Below are 14152 nucleotides of genomic sequence, written 5' to 3' on the forward strand. Positions count from 1 at the left end.
CGTGGCAACCGACGGCCGCCGCGGAACCTTCCCGCGCGCGGGAGGGTTCCGCCTCCGCCGCGCCCTCGGGGGCGCGGCGGCCTCACAGGTGCCCCAGCCGGGCCCTCACCACGGCGTAGGCGCCGTACGCGGCGAAGCCGGCGCCCACGCAGCCCAGCAGGACCGGCCCCGCGGGCAGCTCCAGCAGGGCCCGCAGCGCGGCGTCCAGACCCCCGGCCTCGCGGGGGTCGTTCGTGGCGGCCGCGACGACGAACAGCCCCCCGACGACGCACAGCGCCAGCCCCTTGGCGGCGTAGCCCACGACCCCTGCCACGTCGACGCCCAGGCGCGCGGGCCCGTCGGGGAGGGTGAGGTCCTCCCGGAAGCGGCGCCGCACGCCCTTGGCGACGTGGTAGAGCCCCACGCCCACGACGACGAGCCCCGCGGCGGCCACCGCCAGCGTGCCGAGCAGCTGCTCCATGAGCTGCTCGGTGACGTCGTCGCTGGTCTCCTCGGTGTCCGTCCGCCCGCCCGCGGCGTAGGTGGCGGCGGTGACCACCACGGCGCTGTAGACCACGCCCTTGGCCAGGTCCTTCACGCCCGCCGAACGCTGACGCCAGCGCAGCTCCAGCGCGCCGTCGACCAGGTGCCACAGCGCCAGCGCCGCGAGCGCGGCGCTCGCGGCCCACAGCAGCACCGAGCCGCCCGGCGTGCCGGCCACCGCGGCCAGCGCCCCGCCCTGGTCGGCGGTGCCGCCGCGTGCGCCGAGGGCGAGCCGCACGGCCAGCCCACCGATGAGCACGTGCAGGACGCCGCTGAGGGCGTACCCGACCCGGGCGAGGGGCTCGAGGTGCTCGCGGGCGGCGCGGGCGCCGTCCTCGACGTCGTCGGAGACCTCGCCGTCGCCGTCGCGGTCCAGCCGGGAGCGCAGCGGGTGCAGCCACCGCTGCAGGTGCCGGCCGAGCCGCCCGAGCCGGCGGTGCAGCGCGCCGCCCGGCCCGCGCCCGGCGTGCTCGGCCAGCTGCGGGCCCGGGCTCAGAGCTCGCCCCAGCGGGCCCGCACGAAGCACCACACGCCGTACAGCGCGAAGCCCACCCCGACGGCCAGCAGCAGCGCGACCCCGAACGGGGCGCCCACGAGCGTGCGCATGGCCGCGTCCAGGCCCCCGGCCCGGGAGGGGTCGTTGCGCACGGCCGCGACCAGGAACAGGACCCCGACCACCACCAGGGCCAGGCCCTTGGCGACGTACCCGGCGCGCCCCGCCCACAGCGCCGCGCCGCGGGCCCTCCCGGACGGGCCGGAGCCGGCGAGGTCGTCCGCGACCTTGCGCGAGCAGCCCTTGTAGACCAGGTAGCCGCCGCCGCCCAGCACCGCCAGCCCCACGGCGCCCACGAGGAGGGCGCCGCCCGGAGAGCCCATGAGCGTGGCGGTGACGTCGTCGGTGGAGGACTCCGAGGAGGACGATCCGCCCCGCGCGAAGGTCAGGGCGGTGCCGGCCAGGACGAGGTAGACGACGCCCTTGCCCAGTCCCTTGGCGGCCTCTCCGGCCTCGCGGGCGCGGGCCTGCAGGGCGCCGTCGAGCAGCTGCCACAGCCCGAGGGCCGCCAGCGCCACCACCGCAGTCCACAGCGCGAGGCCGCCGAAGGGCGTGCCGGCGACCTCGGCGAGCGCGCCGCTGGAGTCGGCGCTGCCCGAGCCGCCCGACCCGCCCGAGCCGCCGAGGGCGATGCGCACGGCCAGCGCACCGATGAGGACGTGGAGCAGCCCGGAGACCACGAAGCCCACCCGGGCCACGGGCTCCAGGCGGCGGTGCAGCTCCTGCGCGCTGCGCCCGGCCTGCGCACCGGCGCGCCGACCGGCGTCCCCGGCCGAGGACGGCGACGACGACGGCGACGCTGACGACGGCGGCACAGCGCACATGCTGGACCTGCCGGGCCCGCTCGGCACGTCGGCGCGGCACGGCAGCGCAGCAGGTCAGCGGGCGCATCGGCGCCGGCGTCCGGTGGCGCGGGCAGTCGGCGGCGGGGGCGACCGGTGGCGCAGGCGCTGGGATAGCGTCGCCCGGGTGCTGGACCCCGAGAACCCCCTGGCCGCACCGAGCACCCTGCCGCACGGCCTGCCGCCCTTCGACGCCCTGCGCACCGAGCACTTCGCGCCCGCGCTGCGCGAGGGGATGGCCCAGCAGCGCGCGGAGGTGGAGGCCGTGGCCACCTCGGCCGCGCCGGCCTCGTTCGCGAGCACCGTCGGGGCGCTGGAGGCCTCCGGTGAGCTGCTGGCCCGCGCCGCCAACGCCTTCTACAACCTCGTCTCCTCCGACTCCGACGACGCGCTGCGCGCCGTGGAGGCCGAGCTGGCGCCGGAGCTGACGGCGCACTCCGACGCGATCCACCTCGACAGCCGCCTCTTCGCCCGGCTGACCGCGGTGCGCGACCAGACGAGCGACGGCGGGCCGGACGCCGACGGCGAGGTCCTGGACGCCGAGCAGCGCGCGGTGCTGGAGCGCTGGTGGCGCGACCTGGCCCGCGCCGGCGCCGGCCTGGACGAGGGCGCCAAGGCCCGCCTGCGCGAGGTCAACGGGGAGCTGGCGCGGCTGACCACCCAGTTCGGCACCGCGCTGCTGGCCGCGACCAACGCCGCGGCCGTGCACGTCACCGACGCCGCCGAGCTGGCGGGCCTGTCCGACGGCGAGCGCGCCGCCGCCGCCCAGGCCGCCACCGCCCGCGGCCTGCAGGGGTGGGTGCTGCCCCTGTCGCTGCCCACCGACCAGCCGGTGCTGGCCTCCCTGGACCACCGCGGGCTGCGCGAGCGCGTGTTCCGCGCCTCCACCACGCGCGGGCTGGGCGGTGAGCACGACACCCGGCCCCTGCTGGTGCGGATCGCCGCGCTGCGCGCCGAGCGCGCGGGGCTGCTGGGCGCCGCCCACCACGCCGAGCACGTGCTGGCCGACGCCACCGCCCCGTCCGTGGAGGCGGTCATGGAGCTGCTGACCTCGGTGGTGCCCGCGGCGGTGAGCAACGCGCGCGGGGAGGCCCTGGAGCTGGCCGAGGAGCTGCGCGCGGTGGAGGGCCAGGACGCGGGAGGCCGGGACGCCGAGCTGCGCCCGTGGGACTGGGCGTGGGCCGCCGCCCGGGTGCGCGCCCGCCGCTTCAGCCTGGACCCGGCCGAGCTGCGGCCCTACTTCGAGCTGGACGCCGTCATCACCCGCGGCGTCTTCGCCGCCGCGACCGCCCTGTACGGGCTCACCTTCACCGAGCGCCCCGACCTGCCGACGTACCACCCCGACGTGCGCACGTGGGAGGTCTTCGACGAGGCCGGAGCGTCCGTGGGGCTCTTCCTGGGCGACTTCTTCGCCCGGGAGTCCAAGCGCGGCGGGGCGTGGATGAGCAACTACGTCGACCAGGTCGCGCTCCCGGCCGCGGAGGGCCGGCCCGCCCGGACGTCGCGCCCCGTCGTCGTCAACAACCTCAACGTGCCCCGCCCGCCCGACGGCGAGCCGGCGCTGCTGACCCCGGACGAGGTGGAGACCGCCTTCCACGAGTTCGGGCACGCGCTGCACGGGCTGCTCTCCGACGTCCGCTACCCCCGGCTGAGCGGTACCACGGTCCCGCGCGACTTCGTGGAGTTCCCCTCCCAGGTCAACGAGGTGTGGGCGTGGGACCCGGCACTGCTGCCCGCCTACGCCCGCCACGTCGAGACCGGCCGGCCGCTGCCCGCCGAGCAGGTCTCGGCGCTGCTGGCCTCCCGCTCCTACGGCCAGGGCTTCGCGACCACGGAGATCGTGGCCGCGATGCTGCTCGACCAGGCCTGGCACCAGCTGGCGCCGGGAGAGGCGGTCGAGTCCGACGACGTGGAGGCCTTCGAGGCCGCGGCGCTGGAGCGGCACGGCGTGGCGCTGGAGCTGGTGCCGCCGCGCTACCGGTCCACGTACTTCAACCACGTCTTCTCCGGCGGGTACTCGGCGGGCTACTACTCCTACCTGTGGAGCGAGGTGCTCGACGCCGACACCGTGGAGTGGTTCGCCGAGCACGGCGGGCTGCGCCGGGTGAACGGCGCGGCCTTCGCCCGCGAGGTGCTCTCGCGCGGCGGCGCCGTCGACCTCGCCGCCGCCTACCGCGCCTTCCGCGGCCGCGACCCGCGGGTCGAGCCCCTCCTGGAGCGCCGGGGCCTCGCCGCCACCGGCTCCTGAGGGGCCGGCCGTGCCGCGGGTGCCGGGGGAGAACAACGGGCTGGGCGCCGTCTCGGCCGCGGTGGGGCTCGCCTCGCTGCTGCTGGGCGTGGTCGTGCCCCTGCTGCTGCTGGGGGGCTTCCCCGGGATCTGGCTCGCGGTGCGCGCCCGCCGTCGGGTCATCGACGGTGACGCCTCCAACCCGCGCACGGTGCTCGTCGGCTTCTTCACCTCCGCGGCCGCGGCCGCGCTGTTCCTCGTGCTGCTGACCATCGGCGTCCTGCGCTCCGCCGGGGTGGTCGGCGGCTGAGGTCGCCTGCGCCCGCAGGTGCGGGGCGGGGCTCGCCCACGACGTCCAGGCGGCCCTAGGGCACCATGGCGCCGTCCGGACGCTGCGGTCCGGCGGGCGAGGCGGGGGCTGATGACGGCGCTGCACGAGCGGGCGACGACGGCGACGGCGACGGGTCGCACCCCGGGCACGGGCCCGGAGGCCGCCGAGCTGCTGGCCGGGCTGGCCGAGCACCTCGCGGGAGAGCTGCGGCTGCGCCCGCTGCTGGAGCGGGTGCTGCGCGCGGCCCTGGAGCTGCTGGGCTGCGCCGACGGCGCGGTGAGCCTGCTGGAGGACGGCGGGCGCACCTACCGCAAGGAGGTGGAGGTCGGCGTCGTCTGCGACGCCGGGCGCAGCTTCCCCGTCGACGAGGGACTGACGGGCCTGGTGCTGCGCGGGGAGGCCACCGTCATCGTGGAGGACTACGCCGACGTGCCCGCCGGGCACCTGCACGCCGTCGACAGGGCCCGGCTGCACGCCGCCGTGGGCGTCCCGGTCCTGCACGGCCCCGCCGGGGCGGTGCTCGGCGCGCTCGTCGTCTTCTCCGCCGACCCGGCCCGCCGCTTCACCGCCGGTGACGCCGAGCTGCTGGCCCTCTTCGCCCGCCACGCCGCGGTGGCCCTGTCCGCCGCGCGCCTGCACGCGGCGCTGTCCGAGCGCGAGCGCGCCACCGCGGCCGCCCGCGACCGCGAGGCGGCCGCCGCCCGCGCCGCCGAGCGCACCGGGCGCCACCTCGCCGAGGTGGTCGACCACCTCGCCCACGGCCGCCCCGGACCCGCCGAGGCCGCCGCCCGCTGCGCGCTGGCCGCCTCGCGGCAGGCGTCCTCGAGCCCGGTGACGGGGTGGGGCGCCGGCAGCGGCCCGGTGGCCCCCGCGGCGGTGGAGGCCGCGCTGCGCGCCGAGGCCGCCTGGGCCCACCGCACCCTCGCGCTGCCCGTGCGGGTGGTCGTGGCCGGGCCGGCGAGGACCGTCGGCCGCGACGTCGCGGACCACCTCGTGCTGGCGGTGCGCTCCGCGGTGCTGCGCCTGGGCACCGGGGCGCGTGCCGGCGCCCTGCGCGTCGGGCTGGTGCACGGCGACGACGGCGTGGCCCTCCTCGTCGAGGACGACGGCGGCGCGAGCGACCAGCCGGACCCCGAGCTGCTCGAGCTGGTCGCGGCCACCGAGCGGCTCGGCGGCAGCGGAGCGGTGACCACCACCCCCGGCTGGGGCACGCACCTGCGCCTGCACCTGCCGCGCTCGCGGCAGACCGGTGAGGCGGCGGCGCCCGCGGCGCCGACCACCGGCGTGCTCGTGGTGGACGGCAGGCCCGCGGTGCGGGCGGGCCTGGCCGCGCTGCTCGCGCAGCCCGGGTCGGGCACCAGGGTGGTCGCCCAGGTGGCCGGTGCCGCCGAGCTCGCCGGCGCCGCGGGGGCGGCCAGGCCCCACGTGGTGCTCGTCGGCGCCGCGCGCGAGGGTGGGGCCGGCGCCGCCGTGGAGGCGCTGCACCGCGCGCACCCGGGGATGCCGGTGGTCCTGCTGGCCGGCCTGCCCGACGACGTCGGCGCCGCGGAGCTGTCCGCGGCCCTGCAGCGCGCCGCCCGGGGTGCCGCCGGCGCCGACCCGGCGCGGAGCGGTCCCGAGGTCGCCCCCGCCGGAGCCACCCCCCGGGAGCGGGAGGTGCTGGCGCTGCTGGAGCGCGGCTGGTCGGACCGCCAGATCGCCGACGAGCTGGTCATCACCCGCAAGACGGTGGAGAAGCACGTCGGCTCGCTGCTGCGCAAGCACGGCGTGCACAGCCGGACCGCGCTCGTCGCCGCCCGCCTCCACTGACCTCCGCGCCGCCGCGGGATGGGGGATCTCCCCACCCCGCGGCCACGGAGGATGGGGGACCTGCCCGATCCGCGACCCGTCGCGGGCGACCTAGCGTCGGCGCATGCCCGTCGTCCCCCTCACCGAGATCGTCGGCCCGGCCGCGCAGCAGCGCTACGGCGTGCCGGCGGTCAACGTCCTCAACGACCTGACCCTCGAGGGCGTCCTCGCCGGCGCCGTCGAGGCGCGCTCGCCGCTGATCGTCCAGACGAGCGTCAAGACCGTGAAGAGCATCGGCTCGGAGGTCCTGTTCTCGATGTGGACGGCGATGACGCGCGGCATCGAGGTGCCGGTCACGCTGCACCTGGACCACTGCCCCGACCGCGCGGTCATCTCCGAGTGCCTGCAGCGCGGGTGGAACTCGGTGCTCTTCGACGCCCACGAGCTGACGCTGGAGGAGAACCAGCGCCAGACCGTCGAGGTGGTCGCCGAGGCCCGCGGGTTCGGCGCGCACGTCGAGGGTGAGATCGAGGGCATCGGCGTGGAGGACGGCGTCGGCTCCGAGGCGGTCGGCCCCGACGGGCGCCTGGCGGTGGAGCGCCAGGTGGAGTTCGTGCGGGCCACCGGCATCGACGTCTTCGCCCCCGCCATCGGCAACGCCCACGGCCAGTACGCCAGCGCTCCCGTGCTGGAGGGCGGCAAGGTCACCGCCATCGTCGAGGCCACCGGCATCCCCGTGGCGCTGCACGGCGGCACGGGGCTGAGCACCGAGCAGTTCGGCGACCTCATCGCCCGCGGCTGCGCCAAGGTCAACATCTCCACCGGGCTGAAGGAGACCTTCATGCGCTCCTCCCTGGCCTTCCTCAAGGGCGCCGAGGAGAGGGGGACGTGGGACCCGCCGTCGCTGTTCACCGCGGTGCGCGCCGACGTCGTGGGGTTCACCCGGGGCCTGTGCGAGACGTTCGGCTCGGCGGGGAAGGCCGCGTGATGGCCGGCCCCAGCAGCGGGCGGAGGGCGCTCGTCTTCGACTGCGACGGCGTCCTGGCCGACACCGAGCGCGACGGCCACCTGCCCGCCTTCAACGCCACCTTCGCGGAGGTCGGTCTGCCCGTGCGCTGGTCGGAGGACGACTACGCCGAGAAGCTGCGGATCGGCGGCGGCAAGGAGCGCATGGCGAGCCTGCTCACCCCCGAGTTCGTGCGCGCCAACGGCCTGCCCAGCGACCCCGAGGGGCAGAAGGAGCTGCTCGCCGACCTGCACCGGCGCAAGACCACCCGCTACACCGAGGCGGTCGCCCGCGGCGACCTGCCCGCCCGCCCCGGCATCGCCCGGATCGTCGAGGAGGCCGCGGCCGCCGGGTGGGCGCTCGCGGTGGCCTCCACCTCGGCGGAGGCGTCCGTGCGCGCCGTCCTCGAGCACGCCGTCGGTGAGGAGCGCGCGGCCGGCTTCGCGGTCTTCGCCGGTGACGTGGTGCCGGCCAAGAAGCCCGACCCCGCCATCTACGTCCTCGCCGTGCGCGAGCTCGGGGTGGACGCCGACGACGTCGTCGTCGTCGAGGACAGCCGCAACGGCCTGCGCGCGGCGCTGGGCGCGGGGCTGCGCTGCGTGGTCACGACCTCCAGCTACACCGGCGGGGAGGACTTCACCGGGGCCGCGCTCGTGGTGCCCGACCTCGACCACGGGCCCGACGGGCCCGTCGACCTCGCCACCCTCGAGCGGGTCCTGGACGGCCCCGCGCCCCGGACCGCCACGACCAGCAGCGAGGAGCAGCGATGACCAGCACGTCCACCACCACCCAGGCCGACGTCGAGGGCGTGGTGCGCACGATCGCCCAGACCGTCGTCGACCACGAGAAGGAGTTCGGTGACCTCGACGCCGTCGCCGGGGACGGCGACTTCGGGTTCTCCATGGCCCGCGGCTTCGAGAAGGTCCTCGAGGGTTGGGACGGCTTCGACCGGTCCGACCCCGGCACCTTCCTCACCAAGGTCGCCCTCGTCATCACCAGCCGCATCGGGGGCACGTCCGGGCCCATCTGGGGGACGCTCTTCCTGCGCGCCGGCACCACGGTGAAGGGCTCGGCCGAGGTCACCGGGCAGCAGTGGGTCGAGGCGCTGCGCGCGGGCATCGACGGCATCAAGGCCCGCGGCGGCGCCGACCTGGGCGACAAGACGCTGCTCGACGCCCTGGCCCCCGCCACCGACGCCCTCGAGGAGGCCCTGGCCGACGGCGCCGACGGGCCAACCGCGCTGCGCGCCTTCGCCACCGAGGCCCGGCGCGCAGCGGACGCGACGGCCTCGATGCAGGCGCGACGCGGCCGCGCCTCCTACTCCGGGGAGCGCAGCATCGGCTCGGTCGACGCCGGGGCGACCGCCGTCGCCGTCCTGGCCGAGGCGGTGGCCGACGAGCGCTCCCGCTGACCCGACAGCCCCACCCGACAGCCCGACCCGACGCTCGACGAGGAGACCGCGGTGAAGAAGTTCGTCAACAACCCCAAGCAGTTCGTCCCGGAGATGCTCCAGGGCCTGGCGCTGGCCAACCCGGACACGCTGCGCTACGTGCCGGAGTTCAACCTCATCCACCGCGCTGACGCGCCCGTGGCCGGCAAGGTCTCGATCGTGCAGGGCTCCGGCTCCGGGCACGAGCCCGCCCACGTCATGGCCGTGGGCCGCGGCATGCTCGACGCCGCCTGCCCGGGCGACGTCTTCGCCGCCCCGCCGATGGACTACGTCTACGAGACCGCCAAGCTCATGGCCTCCGACGCCGGCGTGCTGCTGCTGGTGAACAACTACACCGGTGACCGCATGGCCTTCGACATGGGCCGGGAGATGGCCGAGGCCGAGGGCATCAAGGTGGCGGTCCTCCTCATCGACGACGACGTCGCCGTGAAGGACTCCTCCTACACCGTCGGGCGCCGCGGCGTGGCGGGGAACTTCTTCGTCATCAAGGCCGTCGCCGCCGCCGCGGAGCAGGGTGCCTCGCTGGAGGAGCTCGTCGAGCTCGGCCAGCGCGTCAACGCCGTCACCCGCACCATGGGCCTGGCCCTGACCAGCTGCACGCCGCCCGCGAAGGGCTCGCCGCTGTTCGAGCTGGGCGAGGACGAGTACGAGCTGGGCGTCGGCATCCACGGTGAGCCGGGCCGCTCGCGCGAGAAGATGGCCGACGCGAACACGCTGGTCGCCAACCTGCTCGACCCGGTGGTGTCCGACCTGCCGTTCAGCAGCGGCGACGAGGTGGCGCTCATGGTCAACGGCCTGGGCGGCACGCCGATCAGCGAGCTGTACCTCGTGTACGGCATCGCCCACCAGCGCCTGGCCGACGCCGGGATCCGCGTCGCCAAGAACTACGTGGGGGAGTACTGCACGTCACTCGACATGGCCGGTGCGTCCATCACGCTGGTCAAGCTCGACGCCCAGCTCAAGCAGCTGCTCGAGGCCCCCGCCGAGATCGGCCTGCGCATCTTCTGACCGCCTCCTCCTCCCCCTCGACGATCAAGGACGTGAGCGTCACCACTCGCCTGCGTGGCGCCGCGAGATGGCGCCGAGTTCCTTGATCGTCGCGGGAGGGGGGAGGGTGGGCGGTCAGCGCAGGGCGGTGATGGCGGCGGCGACGCGCTTCTCGCTCACCGGGCCGCTCGCGCCCACCGTCTGGGCGAACAGGCTCACGCGCAGCTCCTGCAGCTGCCAGCGCACCGCCCGCGCCTCGGCGGCGTCGCGGCGAGCCGAGGGCAGCGCGGCGACAGCCCGCTCCAGGTCGGCCTCCAGCCGCTGGACGACGCCGGTGCGGTCCCGGTCGCGCTGCGCGGCCTGCGCCGCACCGGCACCCCCGAGCACCTCGAGCCGCCTCAGGAGCGCCCGCAGGTAGCGCTGCACGTCGGGCAGCCGCTCCAGCCCCACCTCGGCGACGAACCCGGCGTGCACGAGCACCCCGAGCTGCGCGCGCACGTCAGCCAGGGACGCCACCAGGGGCAGCGACGCCGGCGTCCGGTCCAGGGCGTGCTCGACGTCGCGGGCGGACTTCAGCACCCGCTGCACCAGCCCCAGCACCTGCTGCGTCGTGGCGAGCAGGTCGGGGCGCACGGCGCGCAGCAGCGCGTCGAACGCCTGGCCGTCGCGGACGCCGAGCCCACCGCCGGGTGCGCGCTGGGACACCAGGTGGTCCACCGCGGCGTCCGCGCAGTCGGCCAGCAGCGCCTCCACCGTCCCGTGCGGCGAGCGCGCCAGCGCCAGGCGCGCCGGCGTGCCCAGCCCGTCGAGCAGCGCCTTCGTCGGGTTGGCGAGCACGAGCCGCGCCAGGCGCGCCACGCCCCGCGGGTGGGCGGCGCGGGCCTCGGCCTCGGTGGCGAGCACGCGCACCGCGATGCGCCGCTCGCCGTCCTTGCGCTGCTTCGACGCCGCCGTCCAGCGCTCCACCACGAGGCTGGGGAAGCCGACCACCGGCCGCCCGTCGGGCGCCGCGGTCTCCACCTGCTCGGCGAGCACCAGCCCCGCGGGCCAGGAGGTGAGCGCCTCGTGCTCGAGCTGCTGCCCCGACGCCCGCGCCCCGGCGGTCACGGCCTCGACGACCGCGGCGCGCTGCGCCCCGGCGGTCCGCTCCCGCAGCGCGGCGAGGTCCTTGCCGGTGGCGACGACGCGCCCGTCGGCGTCCTCCAGGGCGTACGTGGGCAGCAGGTGCGGCGCGCTCTCCGCCAGCCGGGCGGCGTCCCACGCCTCCGGGGGCACGACGACGCCGCGCCGTGCGCGCAGCACCTCGCCGACGGCGTCGACCAGCCGCACACCGGGCGGGGGGACCTCCGGCAGCGCCGCGGCCACCTCCCGGGCGGTGTCGGGCACGGGCACCAGCTGCACCCTGACCGGCTTGGGCAGCGCCCGCAGCAGCGCCGTCACCAGCTCGGTGCGCCACGCGGGCACGCCCCAGTCCAGGCCCGTCTCCGGCACCTGCGCGAGCACCGCCAGCGGCACGTGCACGGTGACGCCGTCGTCGGCGGCGTGCGGGTCGAAGCGGTAGCTCAGCGACAGGTCGAAGCTGCCCGAGCTCCAGGACGTCGGGGCGTCGTCGAGTGACAGGGCGTCGGCGTCGTCGATCGTCAGGTCCGCGACCGTCAGGGTCAGCAGGTCCGGCCGGGTGCGGCGCTCGCGCCGCCACCAGGACTCGAAGGCGCGGGCGGACGTGGCGTCGGCGGGCAGCCGGGCGTCGTAGAAGGCGACCAGCGCCTCGTCGTCCACGCGCAGGTCGCGGCGGCGGGTGCGGGCCTGCAGCTCCTCGACGTCGCGCGCCACCGCGGCGTTGGCCTCCACGAAGGCGACAGCCGCGCCGCGCGCGTCCCACTCCCCGCCCACCAGGGCGTGGCGGATGAACAGGTCGCGCGCGGCCTCCGGGTCGATCCGCGCCAGCGGCACCGTGCGCCCGGCCACCAGCGGCAGGCCGTACAGCGTGACCCGCTCGGTGGCCACGGCCCCGCCGCGCTGCTTGCTCCAGCGCGGCTCGGAGTGGCTGCGCACCACGAGGTGCGCCGCGAGGGCCTCCACCTGCTCGGGGTCCACGCGCGCGACCACGCGCGCCCACAGCCGGGAGGTCTCCACCAGCTCGGCGGCCACCACCCAGCTCGGGGAGCGCTTGGCCAGCACCGACCCGGGAGCGATGGCGAAGCGCGTGCCGCGGGCCCCGACGTACTCCGCCGAGCCGCGCCGCCGGGCCTCGCGCGCACCGTCGCGGCCATCACGGCCGTCCCGACCGCCGCCGCGGCCGGCCTTCTCCTCGGCGCGCAGGTCCTTGCTGCCGACCTGCGTCAGCAGCCCCGCCAGCAGCGCCGCGTGCACCTGCGCGCGGACCGGCTCGAGCTCCTCGCCGGTGCGCACCCGGGCGGCCTCGGCGCCGCTCGGCGTGGAGATGCCCAGGCCCCGCAGCACGCGGCGCAGCTGGGCGTGCACGTCCTGCCACTCGCGGATGCGCAGGTGGTGGAGGAACTCCGCCTTGCACATCCGCCGGAACGACGACGAGGACCGCTCAGCGGCCTGCTCGGTGAGGTAGCGCCAGAGGTTCAGCGTGGACACGAAGTCGGAGTGCTCGTCGGCGAAGCGCCGGTGGCTCTCGCGGGCGGCGTCGGCGTTCTCCAGCGGCCGCTCCCGCACGTCCTGCACCGACAGCGACGCCACGAGCACGAGCAGCTCGGGGACGACGCCCTCGCGGTCGGCCTGCAGCAGCATCCGCGCGAAGCGCGGGTCGGCCGGCACCTGCGCCAGCCGCCTGCCGACCTCCGTGAGCCGCGGGTTCCCCTCGGGCGAGGGGTCGTCGATGGCGCCGAGCTCGTGCAGCAGCGCCAGGCCGTCGCGCACCTGGCGGCGGTCGGGGGCGTCGAGGAAGGGGAAGTCCTCCACCGCGCCCAGGCCGAGGGAGGCCATCTGGAGGATGACGCTGGCCAGCGACGTGCGCTGCACCTCGGGCTGGGTGAACCTCGGACGGCTCTCGAAGTCGCGCTCCGAGTAGAGCCGGATCGCCACGCCGTCGGCCACGCGGCCGCAGCGGCCCGAGCGCTGCGCGGCGCTGGCCTGGCTGACCGGCTCGATGGGCAGGCGCTGCACCTTGGTGCGCGCCGAGTACCGCGAGATGCGCGCGGTGCCGGTGTCGACGACGTACCGGATGCCCGGCACCGTCAGCGACGTCTCCGCCACGTTGGTGGCGAGCACGATGCGCCGCGACGTCCCGGCACCGGGCCTGGAGAAGACCCGGTGCTGGTCGGCGGCCGACAGGCGCCCGAACAGCGGCAGCACCTCGGCGGCGCCCGCGCCGCCGGAGCCCGCCGGGCGCAGGCCCGGCACCTCCCGGCGCTCGATGGCCGCGGTGAGGGCGTCGGCGGTGTCGCGGATGTCGCGCTCACCGGAGAGGAACACCAGGACGTCGCCCTCGCCCAGGGCGGTCAGCTCGGCGACGGCGTCGATGACGCCCTCGGTCTGGTCCCGGTCCTCGGACTGGCCGCGGCGCGCGTCGTCGGGGTCGGCCTCGAGGGACTCGCCGTCCTCGTCGTCGTCCTCGGACCCCTCGAGCGGCGCCTCGTCGAGGCTGAGCGGGCGGTAGCGCACCTCCACCGGAAACGTGCGGCCGGACACCTCGACCACGGGCACCTCACCGGCGACGGTGGAGAAGTGGTCGGCGAAGCGCTGCGGGTCGATGGTCGCGGAGGTGATGACGACCTTGAGGTCCGGGCGGCGCGGCAGCAGCCGGTGCAGGTACCCCAGGAGGAAGTCGATGGTGAGGGACCGCTCGTGGGCCTCGTCGATGATGATCGTGTCGTAGGCGAGCAGGTCGGGGTCGCGCTGCACCTCGGCGAGCAGGATGCCATCGGTCATGAGCTTGACCAGGCTGTCGGGGCCGACCTCGTCGGTGAACCGGACGGCGTAGCCGACCGCCTGGCCGACCTCGCCGCCGAGCTCCTCGGCCACCCGCTCGGCCACCGCGCGGGCCGCGATGCGCCGGGGCTGGGTGTGCCCGACCAGGCCGCGCACGCCGCGGCCCAGCTCCAGGCAGATCTTGGGCAGCTGGGTGGTCTTGCCCGAGCCGGTCTCCCCGGCGACGACGACCACCTGGTGGTCGCGGATCGCGGCGGCGATGTCGTCGCGGCGGGCGCTGACCGGCAGGTCGGGGTAGGTGATGGACCCGACGAGGTCGGCGGCGGCGCCGGCGCGGGAGGCCAGCCGTCCCTGCGCCACGACGACCTGCTCGGCCACCTCGGCCAGCTGCTGGGCGCGGCGCGGGCCCTTGGCGCGCTCGGCGCCCTCCAGGCGCCGGGCCAGGCGCCGCTCGTCGCGCAGGGTGGTGGCCACGAGCCCGCTGCGGAGCACTGCCGGGTCGGGGCCCGCGGTCGTCGTCGTCATCTCGCCGTCCAGCGTAGGCGG

General features: G+C 76.8%; 10 protein-coding genes. 7 read left to right on the forward strand and 3 right to left on the reverse strand.

Features of this window, described 5'->3' with window-relative positions; all coding sequences use genetic code 11:
- Positions 1 to 82: 82 nt before the first annotated feature.
- Positions 83 to 1051, reverse strand: coding sequence for a DUF1206 domain-containing protein (locus ACUN9U_RS09530; protein WP_445484714.1), 969 nt, complete (start codon positions 1049 to 1051; stop codon positions 83 to 85).
- Positions 1015 to 1890, reverse strand: a complete 876-nt coding sequence (locus ACUN9U_RS09535; protein WP_445484715.1) for a DUF1206 domain-containing protein — start codon at positions 1888 to 1890, stop codon at positions 1015 to 1017. Before ACUN9U_RS09535 ends, ACUN9U_RS09530 begins: the two co-directional genes overlap by 37 nt.
- Positions 1891 to 2044: 154 nt before the next feature.
- On the opposite strand from ACUN9U_RS09535, the gene ACUN9U_RS09540 reads away from it, so the two are divergent.
- From ACUN9U_RS09540 to dhaK, 7 genes are all read left to right on the forward strand, one after another.
- Positions 2045 to 4165 (forward strand): M3 family metallopeptidase, encoded by a 2121-nt coding sequence (locus ACUN9U_RS09540; protein WP_445484716.1) that lies wholly within the window; start codon positions 2045 to 2047, stop codon positions 4163 to 4165.
- Positions 4166 to 4175: 10 nt separating this feature from the next.
- Positions 4176 to 4454, forward strand: coding sequence for a hypothetical protein (locus ACUN9U_RS09545; RefSeq protein WP_445484717.1), 279 nt, complete (start codon positions 4176 to 4178; stop codon positions 4452 to 4454).
- 111 nt (positions 4455 to 4565) lie between these two features.
- Positions 4566 to 6284 carry a GAF domain-containing protein gene (locus ACUN9U_RS09550; protein WP_445484718.1) on the forward strand — a complete coding sequence of 573 codons (1719 nt, stop codon included), beginning with the start codon at positions 4566 to 4568 and terminating at the stop codon, positions 6282 to 6284.
- A 103-nt stretch (positions 6285 to 6387) separates the two neighbouring features.
- Positions 6388 to 7251, forward strand: a complete 864-nt coding sequence (locus ACUN9U_RS09555) for a class II fructose-bisphosphate aldolase (protein ID WP_445484719.1) — start codon at positions 6388 to 6390, stop codon at positions 7249 to 7251.
- Positions 7251 to 8039: an HAD-IA family hydrolase gene (locus tag ACUN9U_RS09560; RefSeq protein WP_445484769.1), complete on the forward strand. Its 789-nt coding sequence runs from the start codon at positions 7251 to 7253 to the stop codon at positions 8037 to 8039. The genes ACUN9U_RS09555 and ACUN9U_RS09560 overlap by 1 nt, the downstream gene beginning before the upstream one ends.
- Positions 8036 to 8680, forward strand: a complete 645-nt coding sequence (gene dhaL / locus ACUN9U_RS09565) for a dihydroxyacetone kinase subunit DhaL (protein ID WP_445484721.1) — start codon at positions 8036 to 8038, stop codon at positions 8678 to 8680. Before ACUN9U_RS09560 ends, dhaL begins: the two co-directional genes overlap by 4 nt.
- A 51-nt stretch (positions 8681 to 8731) precedes the next feature.
- Complete coding sequence (gene dhaK / locus ACUN9U_RS09570) at positions 8732 to 9727, forward strand: dihydroxyacetone kinase subunit DhaK (RefSeq protein WP_445484722.1); 996 nt, start codon at positions 8732 to 8734, stop codon at positions 9725 to 9727.
- A gap of 114 nt (positions 9728 to 9841) precedes the next feature.
- Here the strand turns inward: dhaK and hrpA are convergent, their stop codons facing one another.
- Positions 9842 to 14131 carry an ATP-dependent RNA helicase HrpA gene (gene hrpA, locus ACUN9U_RS09575; RefSeq protein ID WP_445484723.1) on the reverse strand — a complete coding sequence of 1430 codons (4290 nt, stop codon included), beginning with the start codon at positions 14129 to 14131 and terminating at the stop codon, positions 9842 to 9844.
- Positions 14132 to 14152 lie beyond the last annotated feature (21 nt).

Source organism: Quadrisphaera sp. KR29, assembly GCF_052644995.1.